The following is a 24,338-nucleotide window of genomic DNA, read 5'->3' as shown; positions in this document are numbered from 1 at the left end:
GTCTGGCTTTAGAATGTTTAACGGCCTGGCTCTGTCCAGGCCGTTTTCATTTGTGCTTCAGTGTCTTACACAAAACTCCTGTTACGTAAGCCAAAGGTAAATTGCCGGTAAAGGCGCTTTGCTTAAAACCCGCCAGTGCTTATCGTTCAGCCTCATGTAAAAAAGCCCACGCGCCCAATGGTTGATCACTCAATGCAATCCTCCGCTTCCCATAGTCCTCGTCGCTGGCTGTTCGGCCTGCTTGTCCTGTTGGTCATCGCCGCCCTGTGCTGGAAATTCTGGCCCGGCAGCGCTGCAACCAAAGAGGCTGCGGGGCAGAAAGCCGTCGCGGGGCATACCGGCAGGTCAGGCGGAATGCGACCTGGATTCGGCGGGGCGTCCGGGCCGGTACCGGTGCGAGTGGCGCCGGCAGTCACTGGTGATTTCCCTCTGTACTTCAAGGCGCTGGGCACGGTCACGGCGCTGAACACCATCAATGTCCGCAGCCGCGTCGGCGGTGAGCTGGTCAAGATCTATTTCGAAGAAGGGCAGATGGTCAAGGCCGGCGACCTGCTGGCCGAAATCGATCCGCGCCCGTACCAGAACGCCTTGCTCCAGGCCGAAGGCACCTTGCTGCAGAATCAGGCGCAGCTGAAAAACGCCCAGGTCGATGTCGAGCGTTATCGCGGCCTGTACCGCGAAGACAGTATTGCCAAGCAGACCCTGGACACCGCCGAAGCGCTGGTCGGTCAGTTCCAGGGCACCGTCAAGACCAATCAGGCGGCGGTCAACGACGCCAAGCTCAACCTCGAATTCACCCGGATCCGCGCACCGATCACTGGTCGCGTCGGCCTGCGTCAACTGGACGTCGGTAACCTGGTCGCGGCCAACGACACCACTGCATTGGCGATCATCACCCAGACCCAACCGATCAGCGTGGCCTTCACCCTGCCGGAAAACAGCCTCGACACCGTGCTCGCCCGTTATCGCAGCGGCGCCAAACTGCCGGCTGAAGCCTGGGACCGCGGTGATACCAAACTGCAAGCCACGGGCGTGCTGCAGAGCCTGGACAACCAGATCGACGTCACCACCGGCACCCTGAAATTCAAGGCCCGTTACGAGAACCGCGATCAGTCGCTGTTCCCCAATCAGTTCGTCAATGTGCGCCTGCTGGCCGACACCCTCAAGGACGTCGTACTGGCGCCTTCCGCCGCGATCCAGTTCGGCACCAACGGCACGTTCGCCTATGTCCTGGACGGTGACAAGAAGGTCAAGATCCGTCAGTTGAAAGTCGGCGCCAGTGACGGCCTGAACACTGTGGTCACCGAAGGCCTGTCGGCGGGCGATCGGGTCGTATTGGAAGGCACTGACCGCCTGAAGGACGGCAGCGACGTGGAGGTGGTCAACGACCGCCAGGACGTGCCGACCACGCCAACCGAACACCTGCAAGGCAAGTCGGCGGCCGACGCGGCTGAGCCTGCGACCACTGACAAGGCGAAAAAGGACGGCGCATGAATCTCTCGCGGCTGTTCATCCTACGCCCGGTAGCCACCACGCTGAGCATGCTGGCCATTATCCTGGCCGGCGTCATCGCCTATCGGCTGCTGCCGGTGTCGGCGCTGCCCCAGGTCGATTACCCGACCATTCGCGTCATGACCCTGTATCCCGGCGCCAGCCCGGATGTCATGACCAGCGCAGTGACTGCGCCACTTGAGCGGCAGTTCGGGCAGATGCCCGGCCTGACGCAAATGGCCTCCACCAGTTCCGGCGGGGCGTCGGTGCTGACCCTGCGGTTCAGCCTCGACATCAACATGGACGTGGCCGAGCAACAAGTTCAGGCGGCGATCAACGCCGCGACCAACTTGCTGCCCAAGGACCTGCCGGCACCGCCGGTGTACAACAAGGTCAACCCGGCCGACACGCCGGTGCTGACTCTGGCCATCACATCCAAGACCATGCTGTTGCCCAAGCTCAACGATCTGGTCGATACGCGCATGGCACAGAAGATTGCCCAGATCAGCGGCGTCGGCATGGTCAGCATTGCCGGTGGCCAGCGCCAGGCCGTGCGGATCAAGGTCAACCCCGAGGCCCTGGCGGCCAACGGCCTGAACCTGTCGGATGTGCGCACCCTGATCGGCGCCTCCAACGTCAACCAGCCCAAGGGTAACTTCGACGGCCCGACCCGGGTCTCGATGCTCGATGCCAACGATCAACTGACGTCGCCCAAGGACTACGCCAATCTGATTCTGGCCTACGCCAACGGCGCACCGTTGCGACTCAAGGACGTGGCGGAAATCGTCGACGGCGCCGAGAACGAGCGTCTGGCCGCTTGGGCCAACGAGAACCAGGCCGTGCTGCTGAACATCCAGCGTCAGCCCGGCGCCAACGTCATCGAGGTGGTGGACCGGATCAAGGCCCTGTTGCCGAGCATCACCGACAACCTGCCGGCCGGCCTCGACGTGGTGGTGCTGACCGACCGCACCCAGACCATCCGCGCCTCGGTCAAGGACGTGCAGCACGAATTGCTGATCGCCATCGCCCTGGTGGTCATGGTGACCTTTCTGTTCCTGCGTCGCGCCAGCGCCACGATCATTCCGTCGGTGGCCGTGCCGCTGTCGCTGATCGGTACGTTCGGCGTGATGTACCTGGCGGGGTTCTCGGTCAACAACCTGACCCTGATGGCCCTGACCATCGCCACCGGTTTCGTGGTGGACGATGCGATCGTCATGCTGGAGAACATTGCGCGCTTCATCGAGGAGGGCGACAGCCCGCTGAACGCGGCGCTCAAGGGCGCCAAACAGATCGGTTTCACCCTGATCTCCCTGACGTTGTCGCTGATCGCCGTGCTGATCCCGCTGCTGTTCATGGCGGATGTGGTCGGGCGGCTATTCCGCGAGTTCGCCATCACCCTGGCGGTGGCGATCCTGATTTCCCTGGTGGTTTCCCTGACCCTGACGCCGATGATGTGCGCGCGGTTGCTCAAGCGCGAACCCAAGGAAGCAGAGCAGGGCCGTTTCTACCGTGCCAGCGGTGCGTTCATCGACTGGATGATCGCCGCTTACGGACGCAAGTTGCAGTGGGTGCTCAAGCACCAGCCGCTGACCTTGATGGTGGCGATTGGCACTTTGGCACTGACGGTTTTCCTGTACATGGTGGTGCCCAAGGGTTTCTTCCCGGTGCAGGACACCGGCGTCATCCAGGGCATATCCGAAGCGCCGCAATCGATTTCCTTCGCGGCGATGAGCGAGCGCCAGCAGGAACTGGCCAAGGTGATCCTGGCCGACCCGGCGGTCGAGAGTCTGTCCTCCTACATTGGCGTGGATGGTGACAACTCGACCCTCAACAGCGGTCGGTTGCTGATCAACCTCAAGTCGCACCACAACCGCGACCTGAGCGCCACGCAAGTGATTGCCCGCCTGCAACCGGAGCTGGACAAACTGGTCGGCATCCGCCTGTTCATGCAGCCGGTGCAGGACCTGACCATCGAAGACCGGGTCAGCCGCACGCAGTACCAGTTCAGCATGTCGTCGCCGGATTCGGAGTTGCTGAGCCTGTGGAGCGGGCGTCTGGTGGAGGCCTTGGCCGACCGGCCGGAGTTGACCGACGTCGCCAGCGATTTGCAGGACAAGGGCTTGCAGGTCTACCTGGTGATCGACCGCGATGCGGCGTCGCGGGTCGGGGTGTCGGTGTCGAACATCACCGATGCGCTGTATGACGCCTTTGGTCAGCGGCAGATTTCCACGATCTACACCCAGGCCAGTCAGTACCGCGTGGTGCTGCAATCGCAGGCCGGCGAGAAGATCGGCCCGGATGCGTTGAACCAGATTCACGTCAAGACCACCGATGGCGGTCAGGTCCGCCTGTCCAGCCTGGCGCATATCGAGGAGCGCCAGGCGCAACTGGCGATCACCCATATCGGCCAGTTCCCGGCGGTGATGATGTCCTTCAACCTGGCGCCCGGCGTGGCGCTGGGGCATGCGGTAGAGATCATCGAGCAGGTGCAGAAGGACATTGGCATGCCGATTGGCGTGCAGACCCAGTTCCAGGGCGCGGCGGAGGCTTTCCAGGCTTCGTTGTCGAGCACTTTGCTGCTGATTCTGGCGGCGGTGGTGACCATGTACATCGTGCTGGGCGTGCTCTACGAGAGCTACATCCACCCGATCACCATTCTTTCGACCTTGCCGTCGGCGGCGGTGGGTGCGTTGCTGGCGTTGATCCTGAGTGGCAATGACCTGGGCATGATCGCGATCATCGGCATCATTCTGCTGATCGGCATCGTGAAAAAGAACGCAATCATGATGATCGACTTCGCCCTCGACGCCGAACGCAATCAGGGCATGGACCCGCAAACGGCGATCTATCAGGCGGCGTTGCTGCGTTTCCGGCCGATCCTGATGACCACCCTGGCCGCTTTGTTCGGTGCCGTGCCGTTGATGCTGGCCACCGGTTCCGGCGCGGAACTGCGTCAGCCGCTGGGTCTGGTGATGGTTGGCGGATTGCTGCTGAGCCAGGTTCTGACCCTGTTCACCACACCGGTGATCTACCTGTACTTCGACCGTCTCGGTCGGCGCTGGGGTCGCAAGCCTGAGTCCGTGGAAGCGGTAGAGCAGCCATGAACCTTTCGGGACCTTTCATCAAGCGCCCGGTCGCGACCATGTTGCTGAGCCTGGCGATCATGCTGCTGGGTGGCGTGAGCTTCGGTTTGCTGCCCGTGTCGCCGCTGCCGCAAATGGACTTTCCGGTGATCGTGGTCCAGGCCAGTCTGCCCGGGGCCAGCCCCGAGGTGATGGCATCGACCGTGGCCACGCCGCTGGAACGCTCTTTCGGCGCCATTGCCGGGGTCAACACCATGAGCAGCCGGTCCAGCCAGGGATCGACCCGGGTGATTCTGCAATTCGACCTCGACCGCGACATCAACGGCGCGGCGCGGGAAGTGCAGGCGGCCATCAATGCCTCGCGCAACCTGCTGCCGAGCGGGATGCGCAGCATGCCGACCTACAAGAAGGTCAACCCGTCCCAGGCACCGATCATGGTGCTGTCGCTGACCTCGGATGTGCTGGAAAAAGGCCAGCTCTATGACCTGGCCTCGACGATCCTGTCCCAGAGCCTGTCCCAGGTGCAGGGCGTCGGCGAGGTGCAGATCGGCGGCAGTTCCCTGCCGGCGGTACGTATCGAGCTCGAACCGCAGTCGCTCAACCAGTACGGCGTGGCCCTGGACGATGTGCGCAACACCATCGCCAATGCCAACGTGCGCCGGCCCAAGGGCTCGGTGGAAGACGATCAACGGCTGTGGCAGGTCCAGGCCAACGACCAGTTGGAAAAGGCCAAGGACTACGAGTCGCTGATCATCCACTACAACGGCGGCGCGGCCCTGCGCCTGAAGGATGTGGCGAAAGTCAGCGATGGCGTCGAGGACCGCTACAACAGCGGTTTCTTCAACAACGACGCGGCGGTGCTGCTGGTGATCAACCGGCAGGCCGGCGCCAACATCATCGAGACGGTTAACGAGATCAAGGCGCAACTGCCGGCATTGCAGGCGGTGTTGCCGGCCAGCGTCAAGCTGAACCTGGCCATGGACCGCTCGCCCGTCATCAAGGCGACGCTGCACGAAGCGGAAATGACCCTGTTGATCGCCGTGGCGCTGGTGATTCTGGTGGTGTTCCTGTTCCTCGGTAACTTCCGCGCCTCGCTGATTCCGACGCTGGCGGTGCCGGTGTCGCTGGTCGGCACCTTTGCCGTGATGTACCTCTACGGTTTTTCGCTGAACAACCTGTCGCTGATGGCGCTGATCCTGGCCACCGGGCTGGTGGTGGACGATGCCATCGTGGTGCTGGAGAACATTTCCCGGCACATCGACGAAGGCGTGCGGCCGATGCGGGCCGCGTACCTCGGTGCCCAGGAAGTCGGCTTCACCTTGTTGTCGATGAACGTGTCGCTGGTGGCGGTGTTCCTGTCGATCCTGTTCATGGGCGGGATCATCGAGAGCCTGTTCCGCGAATTCGCCATCACCCTGGCGGCGGCCATCGTGGTCTCGCTGCTGGTGTCGTTGACCCTGACCCCGATGCTCTGCGCCCGATGGCTCAAGCCGCATACGCCGGGGCAGGAGAACCGCCTGCAACGCTGGAGCCGACGGGCCAACGACTGGATGGTCGGCAAATACGCGACCAGCCTCGACTGGGTGCTGCGCCACAAGCGCCTGACGTTGCTCAGTCTATTCGTGACAATTGGTGTGAACATCGCGTTGTATGTGGTTGTTCCTAAAACATTTATGCCGCAGCAGGATACCGGCCAGCTGATCGGTTTCGTGCGCGGCGACGACGGCCTCTCGTTCAGTGTGATGCAGCCGAAGATGGAGATTTTCCGCCGGGCGGTGTTGAAGGACGAGGCCGTAGAAAGCGTCGCCGGGTTCATTGGCGGTTCCAACGGCACCAACAACGCCTTCATGCTGGTGCGCCTGAAGCCGATCAAGGAACGCAACATTTCCGCACAGAAAGTCATCGAACGCCTGCGCAAGGAAATGCCCAAGGTCCCCGGCGCACAACTGATGCTCATGGCCGACCAGGACCTGCAATTCGGTGGCGGCCGCGAACAGACCAGTTCGCAATACTCGTACATCTTGCAAAGCGGGGATCTGGGGGCGTTGCGCGAGTGGTATCCGAAAGTCGTCACTGCGCTCCGGGCCTTGCCGGAACTGACGGCGATCGATGCGCGGGAAGGCCGGGGCGCCCGGCAGGTGACGCTGATCGTCGACCGCGACCAGGCCAAGCGCCTGGGTGTCGACATGGATATGGTCACGGCGGTGCTGAACAACGCCTACAGTCAGCGACAGATTTCGACCATCTACGACAGCCTCAACCAGTATCAGGTGGTGATGGAGGTCAATCCGAAATACGCCCAGGACCCGATCACTCTCAAGCAGGTCCAGGTGATCACCGCTGACGGCGCGCGGATCCCGCTGTCGACCATTGCCCATTACGAAAACAGCCTGGAAAACGACCGGGTCAGCCACGAAGGCCAGTTCGCTTCGGAAAGCATTGCCTTCGACATGGCCGAAGGCGTGACCGTGGAGCAGGGCAGTGCCGCCATCGAGCGGGCGATTGCCAAGGTCGGCCTGCCGGAAGACGTGATCGTGAAAATGGCCGGCACCGCCGACGCCTTTGCCGCCACGCAAAAAAGCCAGCCGTTCATGATTCTCGGCGCGCTGGTGGCGGTGTATCTGGTGCTCGGCGTGTTGTACGAAAGCTACATTCATCCGCTGACCATCCTGTCCACGCTGCCGTCGGCCGGGGTTGGCGCGTTGCTGTCGATCTATGCGTTGGGCGGCGAGTTCAGCCTGATTTCGTTGCTGGGGCTGTTTCTGCTGATCGGCGTGGTGAAGAAAAACGCCATTCTGATGATCGACCTGGCGTTGCAACTGGAACGACACCAGGGCATGGCACCGCTGGAATCGATTCGCAGTGCCTGCCTGCAACGTTTGCGACCTATTCTGATGACCACCCTGGCGGCGATCCTCGGTGCCTTGCCGTTGCTGCTGAGCCGTGCCGAAGGGGCGGAAATGCGCCAGCCACTGGGCCTGACCATCATCGGCGGGCTGATCTTCAGCCAGGTGCTGACGCTTTACACCACCCCGGTGGTTTACCTCTATCTCGACAAACTGCGCCATCGCTTCAATAAATGGCGTGGGGTGCGTACCGATGCTGCTCTGGAAACTCCGCTATGACTGAACGTTCGCTTTTCAACCTGGCTGCACCGCTGATCACAGCCCGAGGCTCGCGTGTGTTGAGCCTGTCACTGTGCGTGGCGATGCTCAGTGCCTGCGCCGTCGGCCCGGATTACCAGCGCCCGCAAACCGCGGAGCCGGCGCAGTACAAGGCCGCAGAGGGCTGGCGTCAGGCCAATCCGAGCGATGCCTTGGCGCGTGGTGCGTGGTGGGAGTTGTATGGTGACCGGCAGCTCAACGACCTGGTCGAAAAGCTCAACAGCTCCAACCAGACCGTCGCCCAGTCCGAAGCCCAGTACCGGCAGGCCCAGGCGTTGGTGCGCAGCGCACGCGGGGCGTTTTTCCCGACGGTCGACCTGAACGTCAGCAAGAACCGCTCAAGCCAGGGCACCGGCAGCAGCAACTCCAGCCTGAGCAGTTCGTCCAGCGGTATTCGCGACACGTACTCGGCCCAGGCGGGCGTCAGTTGGGAAGCGGATGTCTGGGGCAAGCTGCGCCGGGGCCTGGAAGCCGACACCGCGAATGCCCAGGCCAGCTTTGCCGATTTGGCCGCGATGCGCCTGAGTCAACAGTCGGAGCTGGTGCAGAATTACCTGCAATTGCGCGTGATCGATGGTCAGAAGCGCTTGCTCCAGGACACGGTTGAGGCTTATCAGCGTTCGCTGAAAATGACCGAGAACCAGTACCGCGCAGGCGTATCCGGCAAGGACGCCGTGGCCCAGGCTCAGACGCAGCTCAAGGGCACCGAAGCCGATATGATCGACCTGATCTGGCAACGCGCCCAGTTCGAGAACGCCATTGCCGTGCTGATCGGCTTGCCACCGGCGCAGTTCAGCCTGGCGGAAAGCCAGGACATTCCGCCGTTGCCGCAAGTACCGTCGGCGCTGCCTTCGCAGTTACTGGAGCGGCGCCCGGACATTGCTGCCGCCGAGCGTTCGGTGATGGCCGCCAACGCCAACATCGGTGTGGCCAAGGCCGCCTATTACCCCGATCTGACACTGAACATGAACGGCGGTTATAGCAGCAGCACCTATTCCAACTGGATCAGCCTGCCGAACCGCTTCTGGTCGGTCGGACCGCAATTGGCCATGACCCTGTTCGACGGCGGCCAGCGCTCGGCGGAAGTCGATCGCAGTGAAGCGGCCTATGACGAAACGGTGGCCAAGTACCGCCAGACCGTGCTGGACGGATTCCGCGAGGTGGAAAACTTCCTGGTGCAGCTCAAGGTGCTTGAAGACGAAGCCGTCGTGCGCCAACAGGCACTGGACGCCGCTCGTGAATCGCTACGCTTGACCCAGAACCAGTACAAGGCCGGTTTGATTGCCTACATCGATGTGGTGGTGACCCAGGCGGCGGCGCTGAGCAATGAGCGCAGTAACCTGGACCTGCTGCAAAGCCGCTTGATAGCCAGCGTGCAGTTGATTGCCGCGTTGGGAGGTGGCTGGGATGGACAGCTTCAGGTGAGCGATAGCCAATAACGGTCGAACGCTGCAATCCCTGGAGGAGCTGCGGTGCGGCGATCCGACTTGCCAGCGAAAGCCGTGTGTCAGGCGACAACAATGCTGGACCTGATGGCCTCTTCGCTGGCAAGTCGGATCGCCGCACCGCAGCTTCTACAGATTTTTGCGCCCGATGCGAGTTAATGTAAAACCTTAAAACAAGCGTTTCATCGGACTGATGGCCCTTTGCTCATTTTGTGAGTGCGTTCTCATTTGGAATCAGTACAATCGCCGCATTTGCCCCCCAGCGAGAATCAATACCATTGACGGGGGCATGCGCGAGAAGTCCCCATGCTCATCGGTAGCTATTCCCCCACCCTGGTCATCATTTCGCTCTGTGTCGCGATTCTCGCCTCATACACCGCACTCGACCTGACCGGACGCATTGCCACTGCCAAAGGCCGCGCCGTGCATTTGTGGACCGCGGGCGGGGCCATTGCCATGGGCATCGGCATCTGGTCGATGCACTTTATCGGCATGCTCGCGTTCAAGTTGCCGATCGACCTGGGGTACGACGGCACCATCACCCTGTTGTCGCTGCTGATTGGCGTGCTCTCCAGCGGTTTTGCGCTGTGGCTGGTCAGCCAGCCGCAATTGCCGGCCTGGCAACTGGCCTTTGGCGCGTTGGTCATGGGCGCCGGCATCAGCGCGATGCACTACACCGGCATGGCCGCCATGCGCATGCAACCGGGCATCGACTACGACCCGACGCTGTTCGGCACCTCGCTGATGATCGCTGTCGGTGCTTCGGGCGCGGCATTGTGGATTGCTTTCCGCCTGCGCCAGCACACGCCTTATGTCCGTCTGATCCGTGGTGGTGCCGCCGTGATCATGGGTATCGCCATCGTCGGCATGCACTACACCGGCATGGCCGCCGCACGCTTTGCCGATGGCAGCTTTTGCGGGGCGGCGGTCAATGGCCTGAGCGGCAAGGGCCTGGACAACCTGGTACTGGTCACCACGCTGGCGGTGCTGAGCATCGCTTTGCTGACCTCGATCCTCGATGCGCGCCTGGAGGCCCGCACCGCGAGCCTGGCCGAGTCGCTGACCGAGGCCAACCGTGAACTGACCCAACTGGCCCTGCATGACACCCTCACCGGGTTGCCGAACCGGATGTTGCTCGCTGATCGTATCGATCAGGCCATGTCGTGGGTCCGGGAAGAGGGTGGCTGCTTTGCCCTGATGTTCATCGATCTGGACGGCTTCAAACCGGTCAACGATGCCTTTGGTCACCATATGGGTGATTTGCTGTTGCGCGAAGTGGCCTTGCGCCTGCGCGAAGACTTGCGTAGCCAGGACACCTTGGCGCGCATCGGCGGCGACGAGTTCGTGTTGCTGGTGCAATTGAGCGAACAGAACGACGCCTTGAGCCTGGCGGCCCGTCAGGTCGGGTTGATCGCGCGGGCGTTCCGGGTTGCCGAACATGATTTGCACATTTCCGCCAGCGTCGGCATTGCGCTCTACCCGGGTAATGGGCAGTCCGCCCAGGAGTTGCTGATGAACGCCGACGCGGCGATGTATCACGCCAAGGGCGCGGGTAAAAACGGCTACAGTTTTTTCGATGCCTCGATGAACAGCAACGCCCGCAAACAGCTGCAATTGCTGCAGGACTTGCGCAATGCCGTGGAACAACAGGAATTCAGCCTGTATTACCAGCCCAAGTTCGACGCCGCCAATGGCCGTCCGGTGGGCGCCGAGGCGTTGTTGCGCTGGGAGCACCCGACGCAAGGGATGCTGTTGCCGGACAAATTCATCGAAATGGCGGAAAAAACCGGCCTGATCATCCCGATTGGCGAGTGGGTACTCAACGAAGCCTGCCGGCAGATGCGCGAGTGGTACGTGTCGGGCTACACCGATTGGCGCATCGCGGTGAACCTTTCGGCCATCCAGTTCTGTCATTCCGGGCTGGTCCAGAGCGTCGCCAAAGCGCTGGCGACACACCATCTGCCGGCCAACAGCCTGACCCTGGAAATCACCGAAACCACCGCCATGAGCGATGCCGATGCGAGCATGACGGTGCTTCAGGAACTGTCGGAAATGGGCGTCGACCTGTCCATCGACGATTTTGGTACCGGCTATTCGAGCTTGATGTACCTCAAGCGCCTGCCGGCCAACGAACTGAAGATCGACCGCGGTTTTGTCCGCGACCTGGAGCACGACAGCGATGACGCCGCCATCGTTTCGGCCATCGTCGCCCTCGGCCAGGCGCTGGGGTTGCGCATCGTCGCCGAAGGTGTGGAGACGGGTGTGCAGCAGGACTTCCTGACTCAACTCGGTTGCGATTCGTTGCAGGGGTACCTGCTGGGGCATCCGTTGCCGGCCGCAGGCTTCATGGTGGAAATCCATCGCGGGGAGCAATTGGTCGAGCAGTTGAAAGCCAGTTCAGAGCGCGAAATGTCGATGACATGACAGCTGACGTGAATCCATGCAAAAACCGTCAATGGCGGTTATTCTAGCCCCCGACCGCTTAAGCTTTGATTGGGGGAAAGCTCGCATGGACAAAGTCATCGTCATCACCGGCGGTAGCCGCGGCATTGGTGCCGCCACCGCGCTGTTGGCCGCCGCGCAGGGCTATCGGATCTGCATCAACTACCAGGCCGACGAACAGGCTGCACTCGGCGTGCTCGAGCAAGTCCGCACCCTCGGTGCACAAGCCATTGCGGTGCGGGCCGACGTCAGCATCGAAGACGAAGTCATCGCGCTGTTCAATCGGGTAGACAGCGAACTGGGCCGGGTCACCGCGCTGGTGAACAACGCCGGCACCGTCGGGCAAAAGTCCCGGGTCGACGAGATGTCCGAGTTCCGCATTCTCAAAATCATGAAAACCAACGTCTTGGCGCCGATCCTCTGCGCCAAGCACGCGATCCTGCGCATGTCGCCCAGGCACGGCGGGCAGGGCGGGAGCATCGTCAACGTTTCGTCGGTCGCCTCGCGCCTGGGATCGCCCAACGAGTACGTCGACTACGCCGCCTCCAAAGGTGCGCTGGACACCTTCACCATCGGTCTGTCCAAGGAAGTGGCGGGCGAGGGGATTCGGGTCAATGCCGTGCGGCCTGGCTTCATCTACACCGATTTCCATGCCCTGAGCGGCGATCCGGACCGGGTCAGCAAACTGGAATCGGCGATTCCGATGGCCCGGGGCGGGCGTCCGGATGAGGTGGCGGAGGCGATTGTCTGGTTGCTGTCGGACAAGGCTTCTTATGCGACGGGGACTTTTGTTGATCTTGGTGGTGGGCGTTAACGCTTCAGTTTTGTGTTGTTGAATAAGGCCTCATCGCGAGCAGGCTCGCTCCCACAGTGGAATTCCAGTGTTCACAGATATTGTGTACACGGATAAACCCTTGTGGGAGCGAGCCTGCTCGCGAAGGCGATAGAGCAGGCGACATCCAACCATCAGAACGACCGCACAATCCGCCCCAACGTCTCCATCGCCTTCTCCGCAGCCTCGTCCCACGGGCTGCCATAATTCAACCGAATACAATTCCTGAACCGCTGCGCCGGCGAAAAGATCGGCCCCGGTGCAATGCTGATCCCCTGTGCCAACGCCATCTGAAACAACTTCAACGAATCCATCTGCTCCGGTAATTCCAGCCACAAAAAGTACCCGCCTGCCGGTTGGCTGACCCGCGTTTGCGCGGGGAAATAGCGGGCGATGGCGGCGAGCATGGCGCTTTGCTGGTCTTCCAGCGCGTGGCGCAATTTACGCAGGTGCCGGTCGTAGCCGCCGTGCTGCAGGTAATCGGCGATAGCCGCCTGCGCTGGCATTGATGCGCACAGCGAGGTCATGAGTTTCAGTCGTTCGATTTTCTGCGCATAGCGCCCGGCGGCGACCCAGCCGATGCGGTAGCCGGGGGCCAGGCTCTTGGCGAACGAGCCGCAGTGCATCACCAGGCCTTCGGTATCAAAGGCCTTGGCCGGTTTCGGTGCTTGTTGGCCGTAATACAGTTCGGCGTAGACATCGTCTTCGATCAGCGGCACCTGGTGGCGGCGCAACAATTCCACAAGCTGCTGCTTCTTTGCCTCGGGCACAGTCGCGCCCATGGGGTTCTGGAAGCTGGTCATGCACCAGCAGGCCTTGATCGGATGGCGCTCCAGGGTTTGCTCGAGCACACCGAGGTCGATGCCGTCGCGCGGGTGCACGGGGATTTCCACGGCTTTGAGCTTCAGGCGTTCGAGCACTTGCAGGCAGGCGTAGAACGCCGGGGCTTCGATGGCCACCAGATCGCCGGGTTGGGTCACCGCTTGCAGGCACAGGTTGAGGGCTTCCAGCGCGCCGTTGGTGATCAGCAATTCTTCCATGGGCAGCATCAGCCCGCCGACCATGTAGCGCAGGGCGATTTGCCGGCGCAGCTGCGGGTTGCCCGGCGACATGTCGGTGACCACCATGCGCGGGTCCATCTCGCGGCTGGCGCTGGCCAGGGAGCGTGACAAGCGTTGCAGGGGAAACAGCGTCGGGCTGGGGAACGCCGAGCCGAAGGGCACAGTGTTCGGGTCTTTGATGGAGTCGAGCACCGAGAACACCAGTTCGCTGACGTCGACTTCCGTGGATTCGTTGACCTGATTGCTGATCACCGGTTCGGAAAACGGCCGGGTTGCATGAGCGTTGACGAAGTAACCGGAACGCGGGCGAGCGCGGATCAGCCCGCGACGTTCCAGCAGGTAGTAGGCCTGGAACACCGTCGACGGGCTGACGCCGTAGGTCTGGCTGGCGTAGCGCACTGACGGTACACGCTGGCCCGGGCCGAGGACGCCGGAGCGGATCAGTTCTGCGATGTCGTCGGCGAATTTTTCGTAGCGTTTCATCAAAAGCCCGGTTGGGTGTCATTTGGAGAAAGGGGACGGTCGTACCGCCAAGATCGTAGCCTTCGGCGGCTCCTACAATGGATCGGCTTGCGTGCGCAGGAGCTGCCGAAGGCTGCGATCTTTAAAACTCTGCATCTTAAAGGCTCAGCGATTCATCGGCGCCACAAACCGGCTCTTCGCCACGCTGTAGACGTCGGGCTCATCGTTGTCGACCACCTTGAAGCCGATGCTCTGTGAGCTGCTGGCCGGACGCTGCGAGAGCATCGCCACCGACACCGGCACATCGACAATCTCGCCCGGCGCCAGGCTCAACCCGGTCTTGCCCCGCAACTCGAAATCATCGGCATCGACCAGGCGCAATTGATAGTCCTGACGCTGCTGGGTTTTGTTGATCACCTTCAGACTGTAGATGTTTTCGATCTGCCCCTGGCTGTTCTCGCGGAACAGGCCCCGGTCCTTGCTGACGTCGAGCGACACCATCGGCCGTTCCACCAGCGCCACCACCAGGGCGGCAATCATCACCAGCAGCACGGCGGTGTAGCCGATCAGGCGCGGACGCAACAGGTGCGTCTTGCCACCCTGCAACTGATGTTCGGATGTATAGCTGATCAATCCTGGGGCGTAGCCCATCTTGTCCATGATCGAATCGCAGGCGTCGATGCAGGCGGCGCAACCGATGCATTCCATCTGCAAGCCATCGCGAATGTCGATGCCGGTCGGGCAGACCTGCACGCAGAGCTGGCAATCGATGCAATCGCCCAGGCCGACCTCGGCGGGTTTGACCTCGCGTTTGCGCGGGCCACGGTTTTCGCCTCGGGCCACGTCGTAGGAAATGGTCAGGGTGTCCTTGTCGAACATCACGCTCTGGAACCGCGCATAGGGGCACATGTGCATGCACACCGCTTCACGCAGCCAACCGGCATTGATGTAGGTGGCGCCGGTAAAAAACAGCACCCAGAACAGGCTGACGCCGCTCATCTGGAAGGTCAGCAGCTCTTCGGCCAACGGCCGGATCGGCGTGAAATAGCCGACGAACGTCAGGCCGGTCAGCAGGCTGATGGCCAGCCACAAGGTGTGCTTGGCCGCGCGACGCATCAGCTTGTTCAGGCCCCACGGCGCGGCTTGCAACTTGATCCGCTGGTTGCGCTCGCCCTCGGTGATCTTCTCGCACCACATGAAGATCCAGGTCCACGAACTTTGCGGGCAGGTGTAGCCGCACCAGACCCGTCCCGCGAACACGGTGATCGCAAACAGGCCGAAGGCGGCAATGATCAACAGCGCCGACAGCAGGATGAAGTCCTGCGGCCAGAAGGTCGCACCGAAGATATGGAATTTGCTTTCGGAAAGATCCCAGAGCACCGCCTGGCGGCCACCCCAGTTCAACCACACGGTGCCGAAAAACAGCAAAAACAGAAAACCCGCACCGCTGATGCGCAGGTTGCGGAACAACCCGGTGAAGCTGCGGGTGTGGATGTGGTTGTCGCTGGATTTGGCCTTCATCTTTGGACGCGAAGGCTCGAATGTTTCTACGGTTCGGACGGGGATTCTCTCGCTCATGGTCTTTCGCTCATCAGCCTCCATCAGGCATGAGCACTATGAGCGGCGATCTGTTTGCATAACAGACTCAGGTATTGCATTAAAAAGCAGATCAGATGGTGCTGGGCGCACGGCCTGCGACAACTTGAAGCACCCGCCGCAGCTGGGCCCAAGGGTCTGACCCAAACAGTGGCGGCAGCTACTGTGCTAGCTCAGTCAAATCACCGAACCACTGTCGGTGGCTTTCAAGTGCCGGCGTTCATCCACCGTGCCTGCCTGTCAGGGACTCACCCTGTCAGCGGAGGTTTTTTCACAACCTGATTCCTGCTCATTGCTCGGGGTTTGCGAGAGTTCGTGCTGGCTGTAGTCAATATCACCGTGCAGCAGATGATTCTCCAGATCCCTGATGATCGAGCTTCTGGTTGATGGTTCTGAGGGGTTGCGTTCGGCTTCGAAGCAAAGAAATTCGTAGTTGAATATTTTCAAAGGGAGGCCAGCCGTCGGTTGGTCGTTCACGGTTGAGCGCGTGGTGCTGTGCGCTAGCGTTGTCTGTGAATTCGCTGACGCTGGAAAAAAACGTTTTCATGGCTGGCCACGCTCAAGGCTGACAGAGTGACGGCCATATAAGGCGTGGGATGTGCGTTTCGTAAAGTGTCGGGCGGGCAGAATTGGCGCTTTAGGATCGGTACTACGCGTTCTTGGGAAGAGTCATTCATTTTTTATGATATTCCCTGCTTTCGACGCAGGAGCGATCAACTGTTTTCATTACGGATCCACAATCACCGGCGGCATCGTCGTTGGTGGTTCTTCCCTTGGCGGTGGGATCGTGCCAGGAGTGGATTGTTCATTGTTCAAACCTCAGGTGGCACATGGCGTGAGTCGTGCTTTAGTTGGTGGACTAGTGGGTGGGTCGCAGCGCGAAGGACTTGATTGCGCAAATTGTTGATGAAACTTTCCCGGCGACTGTCGCTCGGAACCTAAGTGAGTGCATTCCGGGGCGGACAGTCCAGCGGGATGGCGACCAGACACAAACGCGTCCATGGGGCGTCAGGAGAGAGGCTCGATGACGGCTGAAAAACCGACTGAATTGAGCTACAACCCGCACATGCCGCTGTCGCAGGCGTTGTTGCTGCCGCGTATCGTCATGGAAAACATCATGCCGACCCTTGAAGGCGGGCAGTTCGCGGTCAAGGCCGTGGAGGGGCAGGATGTGGTGGTGACGGCCAAGGTCTTCGCCGACGGGCATGACAAGCTGGGGGTTCGCGTGCGCTGGCGGGCCGAGGACGAGGACGTCTGGCAAAGCGCGGTCATGAACGATCTGGGCAACAACGGTTGGCAAGGGCAGTTCCGGGTCCACAGCCAGGGCCGTTATCTGTTCTGTATCGAAGCCTGGATCGATCAGTTCGCCAGTTTTTGCTATGAGCTGGAAAAGAAGCATGCGGCGGCGGTGCCCGTCAGCCTGGAATTGCAGGAAGGGCGGATTCATGTACAACAAGCCGCCGAACGCAGCGAAGGGCAACTCAGCGAGCAACTGGCGGCCTTGCACCATGAACTGTCAGGACTGCTCGAAGCCGAGCAGGTCGCGCTGTTTTTGCACCAGCGTAGTGCCGACCTCATGGCCCGCGTCGATCATCGTGCTTACCTGAGCCTGAGCCCGGAGTACCCGCTGGATGTGGAGCGCGAACTGGCGCAGTTCGCCAGTTGGTATGAATTGTTCCCGCGTTCGATCACCGACAGTCCGGCGCGTCATGGCACCTTCAATGACGTGCATTCACGGCTGGCGATGATTCAGGACATGGGCTTCGATGTGCTGTATTTCCCGCCGATCCACCCGATCGGGCGCAGCTACCGCAAAGGCCCGAACAACTCCCTGACGGCGGGCCCCGATGATCCGGGCAGTCCCTATGCGATTGGTAGCGAGGAGGGCGGCCACGAGACGATTCACTCGCAGTTGGGTACCCGCGAAGACTTCCGGCGACTGGTGGCGGCCGCCGCGGCCCATGGTCTGGAAATCGCCCTCGACTTTGCCATCCAGTGTTCCCAGGACCACCCTTGGCTCAAGCAACACCCCGGCTGGTTCAACTGGCGGCCGGACGGCACGATCAAATATGCCGAGAACCCACCGAAGAAATACCAGGACATCGTCAACGTCGACTTCTATGCCCCCGAGGCGATTCCGAGCCTGTGGCTGGAACTGCGCGACGTCGTGGTGGGCTGGGTCGAGGAGGGTGTGAAGATCTTCCGCGTCGATAACCCGCACACCAAGCCTTTGCCGTTCTGGCAATGGCTGATCGCCGATGTACGGGCGTTGTACCCCGAGGTGATCTTCCTCGCCGAAGCCTTCACCACCCCGGCAATGATGGCGCGCCTGGGTAAGGTCGGTTATTCCCAGAGCTACACCTATTTCACCTGGCGCAACACCAAGGCCGAACTGGCGAGCTACTTCACGGAACTCAACGAATCGCCATGGCGCGAATGCTACCGGCCGAATTTTTTCGTCAATACACCGGACATCAACCCGGCGTTCCTCCACGAATCCGGGCGTCCCGGGTTCCTCATCCGTGCCGTGTTGGCGACCATGGGCTCAGGCTTGTGGGGCATGTATTCGGGTTTCGAGTTGTGCGAGTCGGCGCCGGTGCCGGGCAAGGAGGAGTACCTTGACTCCGAGAAGTACGAGATCCGCCCCAGGAACTTCAACGCGCCGGGCAACATCATTGCCGAGATCGCCCAGCTCAACCGCATTCGCCGACAGAACCCGGCGCTGCACACGCATCTGGGGCTGAAGGTCTACAACGCGTGGAACGACAATATCCTGTACTTCGGCAAACGCAGCTTTGACGGCAGCAATTTCATTCTGGTGGCGGTCAACCTCGATCCGCACAACGTGCAGGAAGCGAGCTTTGAGTTGCCCTTGTGGGAAATGGGCCTGCCCGATGACGCCAGCACTCACGGCGAAGACCTGATGAATGGCCATCGCTGGACCTGGTACGGCAAGCAGCAATTGATGCGGATCGATCCGGCGTATCAGCCGTTCGGGATTTGGAGGATTACCACTGCTTGAATGCGCCGCAAACCACCCTGTAGGAGCTGCCGAAGGCTGCGATCTTTTGCTTTACAGCGAAGATCAAAAGATCGCAGCCTTCGGCAGCTTCTACAGGGGGCGTTTTGAGAGCGGCCTTAATGAATTCCAGGAGTTTCACATGGCGAAGAAACCCAAGGCAGCCACGTTCATCAAGGACCCGCTCTGGTACAAGGACGCGGTGATCTATCAAGTTCATGTCAAATCGTATTTCGACTCCAACAACGACGGGATCGGCGATTTTCCCGGCCTCATCGCCAAGCTCGACTACATCGCCGACCTTGGGGTCAACACCATCTGGTTGTTGCCGTTCTATCCCTCGCCACGGCGCGACGACGGTTATGACATCGCCGAGTATCGCGGCGTACACAGTGACTACGGCACCATGGCCGATGCCCGGCGTTTCATTGCCGAGGCGCACAAACGCGGCCTGCGGGTGATCACCGAGCTGGTCATCAACCACACCTCCGACCAGCACCCGTGGTTCCAGCGCGCACGCAAGGCCAAAAAAGGTTCGGCTGCCCGGGACTTCTACGTGTGGTCCGATGACGATCAGAAATACGACGGCACCCGCATCATTTTCCTCGACACCGAAAAGTCCAACTGGACCTGGGACCCGGTGGCCGGCCAATACTTCTGGCACCGTTTCTATTCCCACCAGCCGGACCTGAACTTCGATAACCCGCAAGTGATGAAAGCAGTGCTGTCGGTGATGCGTTACTGGCTCGACATGGGCATCGACGGCTTGCGCCTGGACGCCATTCCCTACCTGATCGAACGCGACGGCACCAACAACGAGAACCTGCCGGAAACCCACGACGTCCTGAAAAAGATCCGCGCCGAAATCGACGCCAACTACCCCGACCGCATGCTGCTGGCCGAGGCCAATCAATGGCCGGAGGACACACAGCTGTACTTCGGCGACACCGATAAAAAAGGCCTGAACGGCGACGAATGCCACATGGCCTTTCACTTCCCGTTGATGCCGCGCATGTACATGGCGCTGGCCCAGGAAGATCGCTTCCCGATTACCGACATTCTGCGCCAGACCCCGGACATTCCCGCCAACTGCCAATGGGCAATCTTCCTGCGCAACCACGATGAGCTGACCCTGGAGATGGTCACCGACAAGGAGCGCGACTACCTGTGGAATTACTACGCTGCCGACCGCCGCGCACGGATCAATCTGGGCATTCGCCGCCGTCTGGCGCCTTTGGTTGAGCGCGACCGCCGTCGGGTCGAGCTGCTCAACAGCCTGCTACTGTCGATGCCCGGCACGCCGACCCTGTACTACGGCGATGAAATCGGCATGGGCGACAACATCTACCTCGGTGACCGCGACGGCGTACGCACGCCGATGCAATGGTCCATCGACCGCAATGGCGGTTTCTCCCGCGCCGACCCGGCCAGCCTGGTGCTGCCGCCGATCATGGACCCGCAATATGGCTACCTGTCGGTGAACGTCGAAACCCAGGCCGGCGATCCGCATTCGCTGTTGAACTGGACCCGGCGCATGCTTGCCGTGCGCAAGCAGTCCAAGGCCTTCGGGCGCGGTACGTTGAAAATGCTGTCGCCCAGCAACCGGCGGATTCTGGCCTACACCCGTGAATACACCGGGGTGGATGGCAAGCACGAAGTCATTCTGTGCGTGGCCAATGTGTCGCGCAGTGCCCAGGCCGCCGAGCTGGATTTGTCGGCCTACGTCGGCATGGTGCCGGTGGAAATGCTCGGGGGTAACGCGTTCCCGCCCATTGGCCAGCTGAATTTCCTCCTGACGCTGGCGCCCTACGGCTTTTACTGGTTCGGCCTCGCCGCGGAAAACCAGATGCCGAGCTGGCACGTGGAGCCCGCACAAAGCCTGCCGGACTTCACCACGCTGGTGCTGAAAAAACGCATGGAAGAGCTGCTCGAAGCGCCGTCACGCACCACGCTGGAGCAAAGCATCCTGCCGAGCTGGTTGCAGAATCGCCGCTGGTTCGCCGGCAAGGACGCCGCCATTGAACAGGTCGATCTGGCCTATGGCGTGCGTTTCGGCGATCCGCAGCATCCGGTGCTGTTCAGTGAGATCAATGTCACCAGTGGAGGCCAGCGCAGCCGCTACCAGTTGCCATTCGGCTTTATTTCCGAGGATCAGGTCGGTACTCCGTTGCCCCAGCAGTTGGCGTTGTCGCGGGTACGGCGTGGGCGCCAGGTCGGCCTGATCACCGATGCCTTCAGCCTGGACTCCTTTGTGCATGCCGTATTACAGGGCATTCAGGCCGGCACCGTGTTGGCATCCAGTGATGGCGACATTCGCTTCGAGTCCACCGCCGAACTTGAAAAACTCGGCCTCAATGCCGAGTCCCCGGTGCGATACCTGTCGGCCGAGCAGTCCAACAGCTCGGTGGTGATCGGCAACAGCCTGGTGCTGAAGCTGATCCGCAAGGTTGCCTGCGGTGTGCACCCGGAGCTGGAAATGAGCGCGTTCCTGACCGAAGCCGGGTTCAGCAATATTTCGCCATTGCTGGGTGCGGTGGTGCGCCGGGACGGGGCGGGTGAAGACAACCTGCTGATGATCGCCCAAGGCTATCTGAGTAACCAGGGCGACGCCTGGGAGTGGACGCAGAACAACCTCGAACGGGCGCTGCGCGATGAGCTGGCCGACGCCGTGTCCGAGCAGGAACAACACTACAACGCGCTCGGCGAACTGAAAGATTTCGCCGCTATGCTCGGTCAGCGCCTGGGGGAAATGCATCAGGTGCTGGCGGCGCCGAGTGCCAATCCGGACTTCTTGCCCCAGGTCACCACGCAGAAGGAGGCGCTGGCTTCGGCCAGGGATGTCGCGGCGCAAATCGATGACGCGTTGAACTTGCTCAAGCAGCATAAAAATCAACTGAATACGGCGGACCAGACCCTGGTCAGCCGTTTGCTGGACAATAGGAAAGCCATCCTCGGCCATGTACAGGCACTGGGCAAGAAGACCGCGGGCGGCTTGCGCATTCGTGTGCACGGCGACCTGCATTTGGGGCAGGTGTTGGTGATCAAGGGCGATGCCTACCTGATCGACTTCGAAGGCGAACCGGCCCGGCCATTGCATGACCGACGGGGCAAACACAGCCCGTACAAGGATGTCAGCGGCGTGCTGCGTTCCTTCGACTATGCGGCGGCGATGGCGATCAATGTGCAGAGCGTCGACAACACCGCGGCGGCCGATGCTGCGCGCTTGCGGGTCACCGATCGCTATTTGAGCGAGGCGCGGCAAGCATTTGTCGACGCTTATCGGCTGGCGGCAGCTAGTCTTGCCCATGCATGGCAAGATCCAGAAGGCGAGGATGCCGCGCTGGCGTTGTTCGGTCTGGAGAAGGCGGCGTATGAAGTGGCCTATGAGGCGGAAAATCGCCCCACCTGGTTGCCCGTGCCGTTGCACGGTTTATATGGATTATTGAGTGGGCTTAAACCCTTTTCCGATCTTGGTGGAGAGTAGTCATGAGTGTCTCGAACAAGGAACAGGGTCATCACAAAGAAGCGCTGCTGCCCAACACGCGGGATATCGATGCATTGGTGCGCGCCGAGCATATCGATCCTTTTGCCATTCTTGGCCCACATGGTGACGGTGCCGGCGGGCAATTCATCCGTGCTTACCTGCCGGGTGCCCTGAGTGTGCAGGTGCTGGCCAGGGACTCCGGCGAAGAGCTTGGTCACCTTGAAGTCACGGAGACGCCGGGGTTGTTCGTCGGGCATTTCCAGCATGCGCAAGCGTATCTGTTGCGCACCCGTTGGGCCGGCGGCGAGCAAACCGTAGAAGATCCTTACAGCTTTGGCCCGTTGCTGGGCGAAATGGACTTGTACCTGTTTGCCGAAGGCAATCACCGCGACCTCAGTGCATGTCTGGGCGCGCAACTGAAAACCGTGGACGGTGTCGACGGCGTGCGTTTTGCCGTGTGGGCACCGAATGCCCGGCGGGTGTCGGTGGTCGGCGATTTCAACGTCTGGGACGGGCGCCGGCACCCGATGCGCCTGCGTCATCCCACCGGTGTCTGGGAGTTGTTCATCCCGCGCCTGCAGGCCGGGGACACCTACAAATACGAGATTCTCGGCGCCCACGGCATACTGCCGTTGAAGGCTGATCCCGTGGCACTGGCCACCAGTCTGCCACCGGACACCGCCTCGAAAGTCGCTTCACCCTTGAACGTCGACTGGCAGGATCAGGACTGGATGATGGCCCGGGGCGACCGCCACCGGGTGACGGCGCCCTTGTCGATCTACGAATTGCACGCCGGCTCGTGGCAATGCGAGCTGGACGACCTGGGCGAAGTGGCCCGCCAGTACACCTGGCCGGAACTGACCGAGCGGCTGATTCCCTATGTCAAAGACCTGGGCTTCACCCACATCGAACTGATGCCGATCATGGAGCACCCGTTCGGCGGTTCGTGGGGCTATCAGTTGTTGTCGCAATTCGCGCCGAGTGCGCGGTATGGCACGCCGGACGAGTTCGCCGCCTTCGTCAACGCCTGCCATGTGGCCGGGCTCGGGGTGATCCTCGATTGGGTGCCGGCGCATTTCCCCACTGATATCCACGGCCTGGCCCAGTTCGACGGCACGGCGCTGTACGAGTACGGCAACCCGCAGGAAGGTTTCCACCAGGACTGGGACACGCTGATCTACAACCTGGGGCGCACCGAAGTGCACGGCTACATGCTGGCGTCGGCGCTGCACTGGCTCAAGCATTTCCATGTCGACGGCCTGCGGGTCGATGCGGTGGCCTCGATGCTGTACCGCGACTATTCGCGCAAGGCTGGCGAATGGGTGCCGAACCGCCATGGCGGGCGGGAGAACCTCGAAGCCATCGACTTCCTGCGCCACCTCAATGACGTGGTTGCCCTGGAAGCGCCCGGTGCATTGGTCATCGCCGAAGAATCCACCGCCTGGCCGGGTGTCAGCCAGGGCACGCAACAGGGCGGCCTGGGCTTTGCCTATAAATGGAACATGGGCTGGATGCACGATTCGTTGCATTACATCCAGCAGGACCCGGTGTATCGCGCCCACCACCACAACGAGCTGAGTTTCGGCCTGGTGTATGCCTGGTCCGAGCGCTTCATCCTGCCGATTTCCCACGATGAAGTGGTGCATGGCAAACACTCGCTGATCGACAAGATGCCCGGCGACCGCTGGCAGAAATTCGCCAACCTGCGGGCCTACCTGAGCTTCATGTGGGCGCATCCGGGCAAGAAGCTGTTGTTCATGGGCTGCGAGTTCGGCCAATGGCGCGAGTGGAACCATGACCAGCAACTGGACTGGTACCTGTTGCAATACTCCGAGCACAAGGGCGTGCAGAAACTGGTGTCTGACCTCAATCGCTTGTACCGCGAAGAGCCGGCGCTGCACGAGCAGGACGATGTGCCGCAGGGTTTCCAGTGGCTGATCGGCGATGACGCGATCAACAGCGTTTATGCCTGGCTGCGCTGGAGCAAGGACGGCCGGCCTGTGCTGGTGGTGGCCAACTTCACCCCGGTGCCGCGCGAGGCTTATCGCGTCGGGGTGCCGTTTGCCGGGCAGTGGAGTGAGGTGCTCAATAGCGATTCGTCGATTTATGCCGGTTCCAACTACGGCAATAGTGGTGGGGCGCTGGCCGAGGAAACGCCGAGCCATGGGCAGGCGTTGTCGTTGGTGCTGAATTTGCCGCCGTTGGCGGTGTTGATGTTAAGGCCGGAGGGGTAATTCAGACCTGAAGTAGAAGCTCTGG

The 24,338-nt window shown here is 61.3% G+C and carries 12 protein-coding genes; 9 read left to right on the top strand and 3 right to left on the bottom strand.

Features of this window, described 5'->3' with window-relative positions:
• The first annotated feature begins 177 nt into the window (after positions 1 to 177).
• The 6 genes from AC1DWG_RS21615 to AC1DWG_RS21590 all read left to right on the top strand — a co-directional run bounded on the left by AC1DWG_RS21615 (position 178) and on the right by AC1DWG_RS21590 (position 12,439).
• Positions 178 to 1,494 carry an MdtA/MuxA family multidrug efflux RND transporter periplasmic adaptor subunit gene (locus AC1DWG_RS21615; protein ID WP_477788330.1) on the top strand — a complete coding sequence of 439 codons (1,317 nt, stop codon included), beginning with the start codon at positions 178 to 180 and terminating at the stop codon, positions 1,492 to 1,494.
• The gene (locus AC1DWG_RS21610) at positions 1,491 to 4,595 is read left to right on the top strand and encodes an MdtB/MuxB family multidrug efflux RND transporter permease subunit (RefSeq protein WP_477764153.1); all 3,105 of its coding nucleotides are present in this window, start codon (positions 1,491 to 1,493) and stop codon (positions 4,593 to 4,595) included. Before AC1DWG_RS21615 ends, AC1DWG_RS21610 begins: the two co-directional genes overlap by 4 nt.
• The gene (locus AC1DWG_RS21605; protein ID WP_477764154.1) at positions 4,592 to 7,699 is read left to right on the top strand and encodes an efflux RND transporter permease subunit; all 3,108 of its coding nucleotides are present in this window, start codon (positions 4,592 to 4,594) and stop codon (positions 7,697 to 7,699) included. Before AC1DWG_RS21610 ends, AC1DWG_RS21605 begins: the two co-directional genes overlap by 4 nt.
• Positions 7,696 to 9,177 (top strand): efflux transporter outer membrane subunit, encoded by a 1,482-nt coding sequence (locus AC1DWG_RS21600; RefSeq protein ID WP_477788329.1) that lies wholly within the window; start codon positions 7,696 to 7,698, stop codon positions 9,175 to 9,177. The genes AC1DWG_RS21605 and AC1DWG_RS21600 overlap by 4 nt, the downstream gene beginning before the upstream one ends.
• A gap of 312 nt (positions 9,178 to 9,489) precedes the next feature.
• The gene (locus tag AC1DWG_RS21595; protein WP_477788328.1) at positions 9,490 to 11,607 is read left to right on the top strand and encodes a putative bifunctional diguanylate cyclase/phosphodiesterase; all 2,118 of its coding nucleotides are present in this window, start codon (positions 9,490 to 9,492) and stop codon (positions 11,605 to 11,607) included.
• Between the two features lie 85 nt (positions 11,608 to 11,692).
• The gene (locus AC1DWG_RS21590; protein ID WP_477764157.1) at positions 11,693 to 12,439 is read left to right on the top strand and encodes an SDR family oxidoreductase; all 747 of its coding nucleotides are present in this window, start codon (positions 11,693 to 11,695) and stop codon (positions 12,437 to 12,439) included.
• Between the two features lie 152 nt (positions 12,440 to 12,591).
• Here the strand turns inward: AC1DWG_RS21590 and mapR are convergent, their stop codons facing one another.
• The 3 genes from mapR to AC1DWG_RS21575 form a co-directional block, all read right to left on the bottom strand.
• Positions 12,592 to 14,001, bottom strand: coding sequence for a GntR family transcriptional regulator MpaR (gene mapR / locus AC1DWG_RS21585; RefSeq protein WP_477764158.1), 1,410 nt, complete (start codon positions 13,999 to 14,001; stop codon positions 12,592 to 12,594).
• A gap of 144 nt (positions 14,002 to 14,145) precedes the next feature.
• The gene (gene ccoG, locus AC1DWG_RS21580) at positions 14,146 to 15,558 is read right to left on the bottom strand and encodes a cytochrome c oxidase accessory protein CcoG (protein WP_477764159.1); all 1,413 of its coding nucleotides are present in this window, start codon (positions 15,556 to 15,558) and stop codon (positions 14,146 to 14,148) included.
• Between the two features lie 258 nt (positions 15,559 to 15,816).
• Positions 15,817 to 16,053 (bottom strand): hypothetical protein, encoded by a 237-nt coding sequence (locus AC1DWG_RS21575; RefSeq protein ID WP_477764160.1) that lies wholly within the window; start codon positions 16,051 to 16,053, stop codon positions 15,817 to 15,819.
• Positions 16,054 to 16,600: 547 nt separating this feature from the next.
• Here AC1DWG_RS21575 and AC1DWG_RS21570 point away from each other — a divergent pair.
• The 3 genes from AC1DWG_RS21570 to glgB all read left to right on the top strand — a co-directional run bounded on the left by AC1DWG_RS21570 (position 16,601) and on the right by glgB (position 24,313).
• Positions 16,601 to 18,598, top strand: coding sequence for an alpha-1,4-glucan--maltose-1-phosphate maltosyltransferase (locus AC1DWG_RS21570; protein WP_477764161.1), 1,998 nt, complete (start codon positions 16,601 to 16,603; stop codon positions 18,596 to 18,598).
• 139 nt (positions 18,599 to 18,737) lie between these two features.
• The gene (treS, locus tag AC1DWG_RS21565) at positions 18,738 to 22,079 is read left to right on the top strand and encodes a maltose alpha-D-glucosyltransferase (RefSeq protein WP_477764162.1); all 3,342 of its coding nucleotides are present in this window, start codon (positions 18,738 to 18,740) and stop codon (positions 22,077 to 22,079) included.
• A gap of 2 nt (positions 22,080 to 22,081) precedes the next feature.
• The gene (gene glgB / locus AC1DWG_RS21560; protein ID WP_477764163.1) at positions 22,082 to 24,313 is read left to right on the top strand and encodes a 1,4-alpha-glucan branching protein GlgB; all 2,232 of its coding nucleotides are present in this window, start codon (positions 22,082 to 22,084) and stop codon (positions 24,311 to 24,313) included.
• Positions 24,314 to 24,338: the final 25 nt, after the last annotated feature.

Source organism: Pseudomonas sp. P4_B3, from assembly GCF_056402295.1.
Note: the sequence above shows the minus strand (reverse complement) of the source record. Positions and strands in the feature narration are given on the sequence as shown.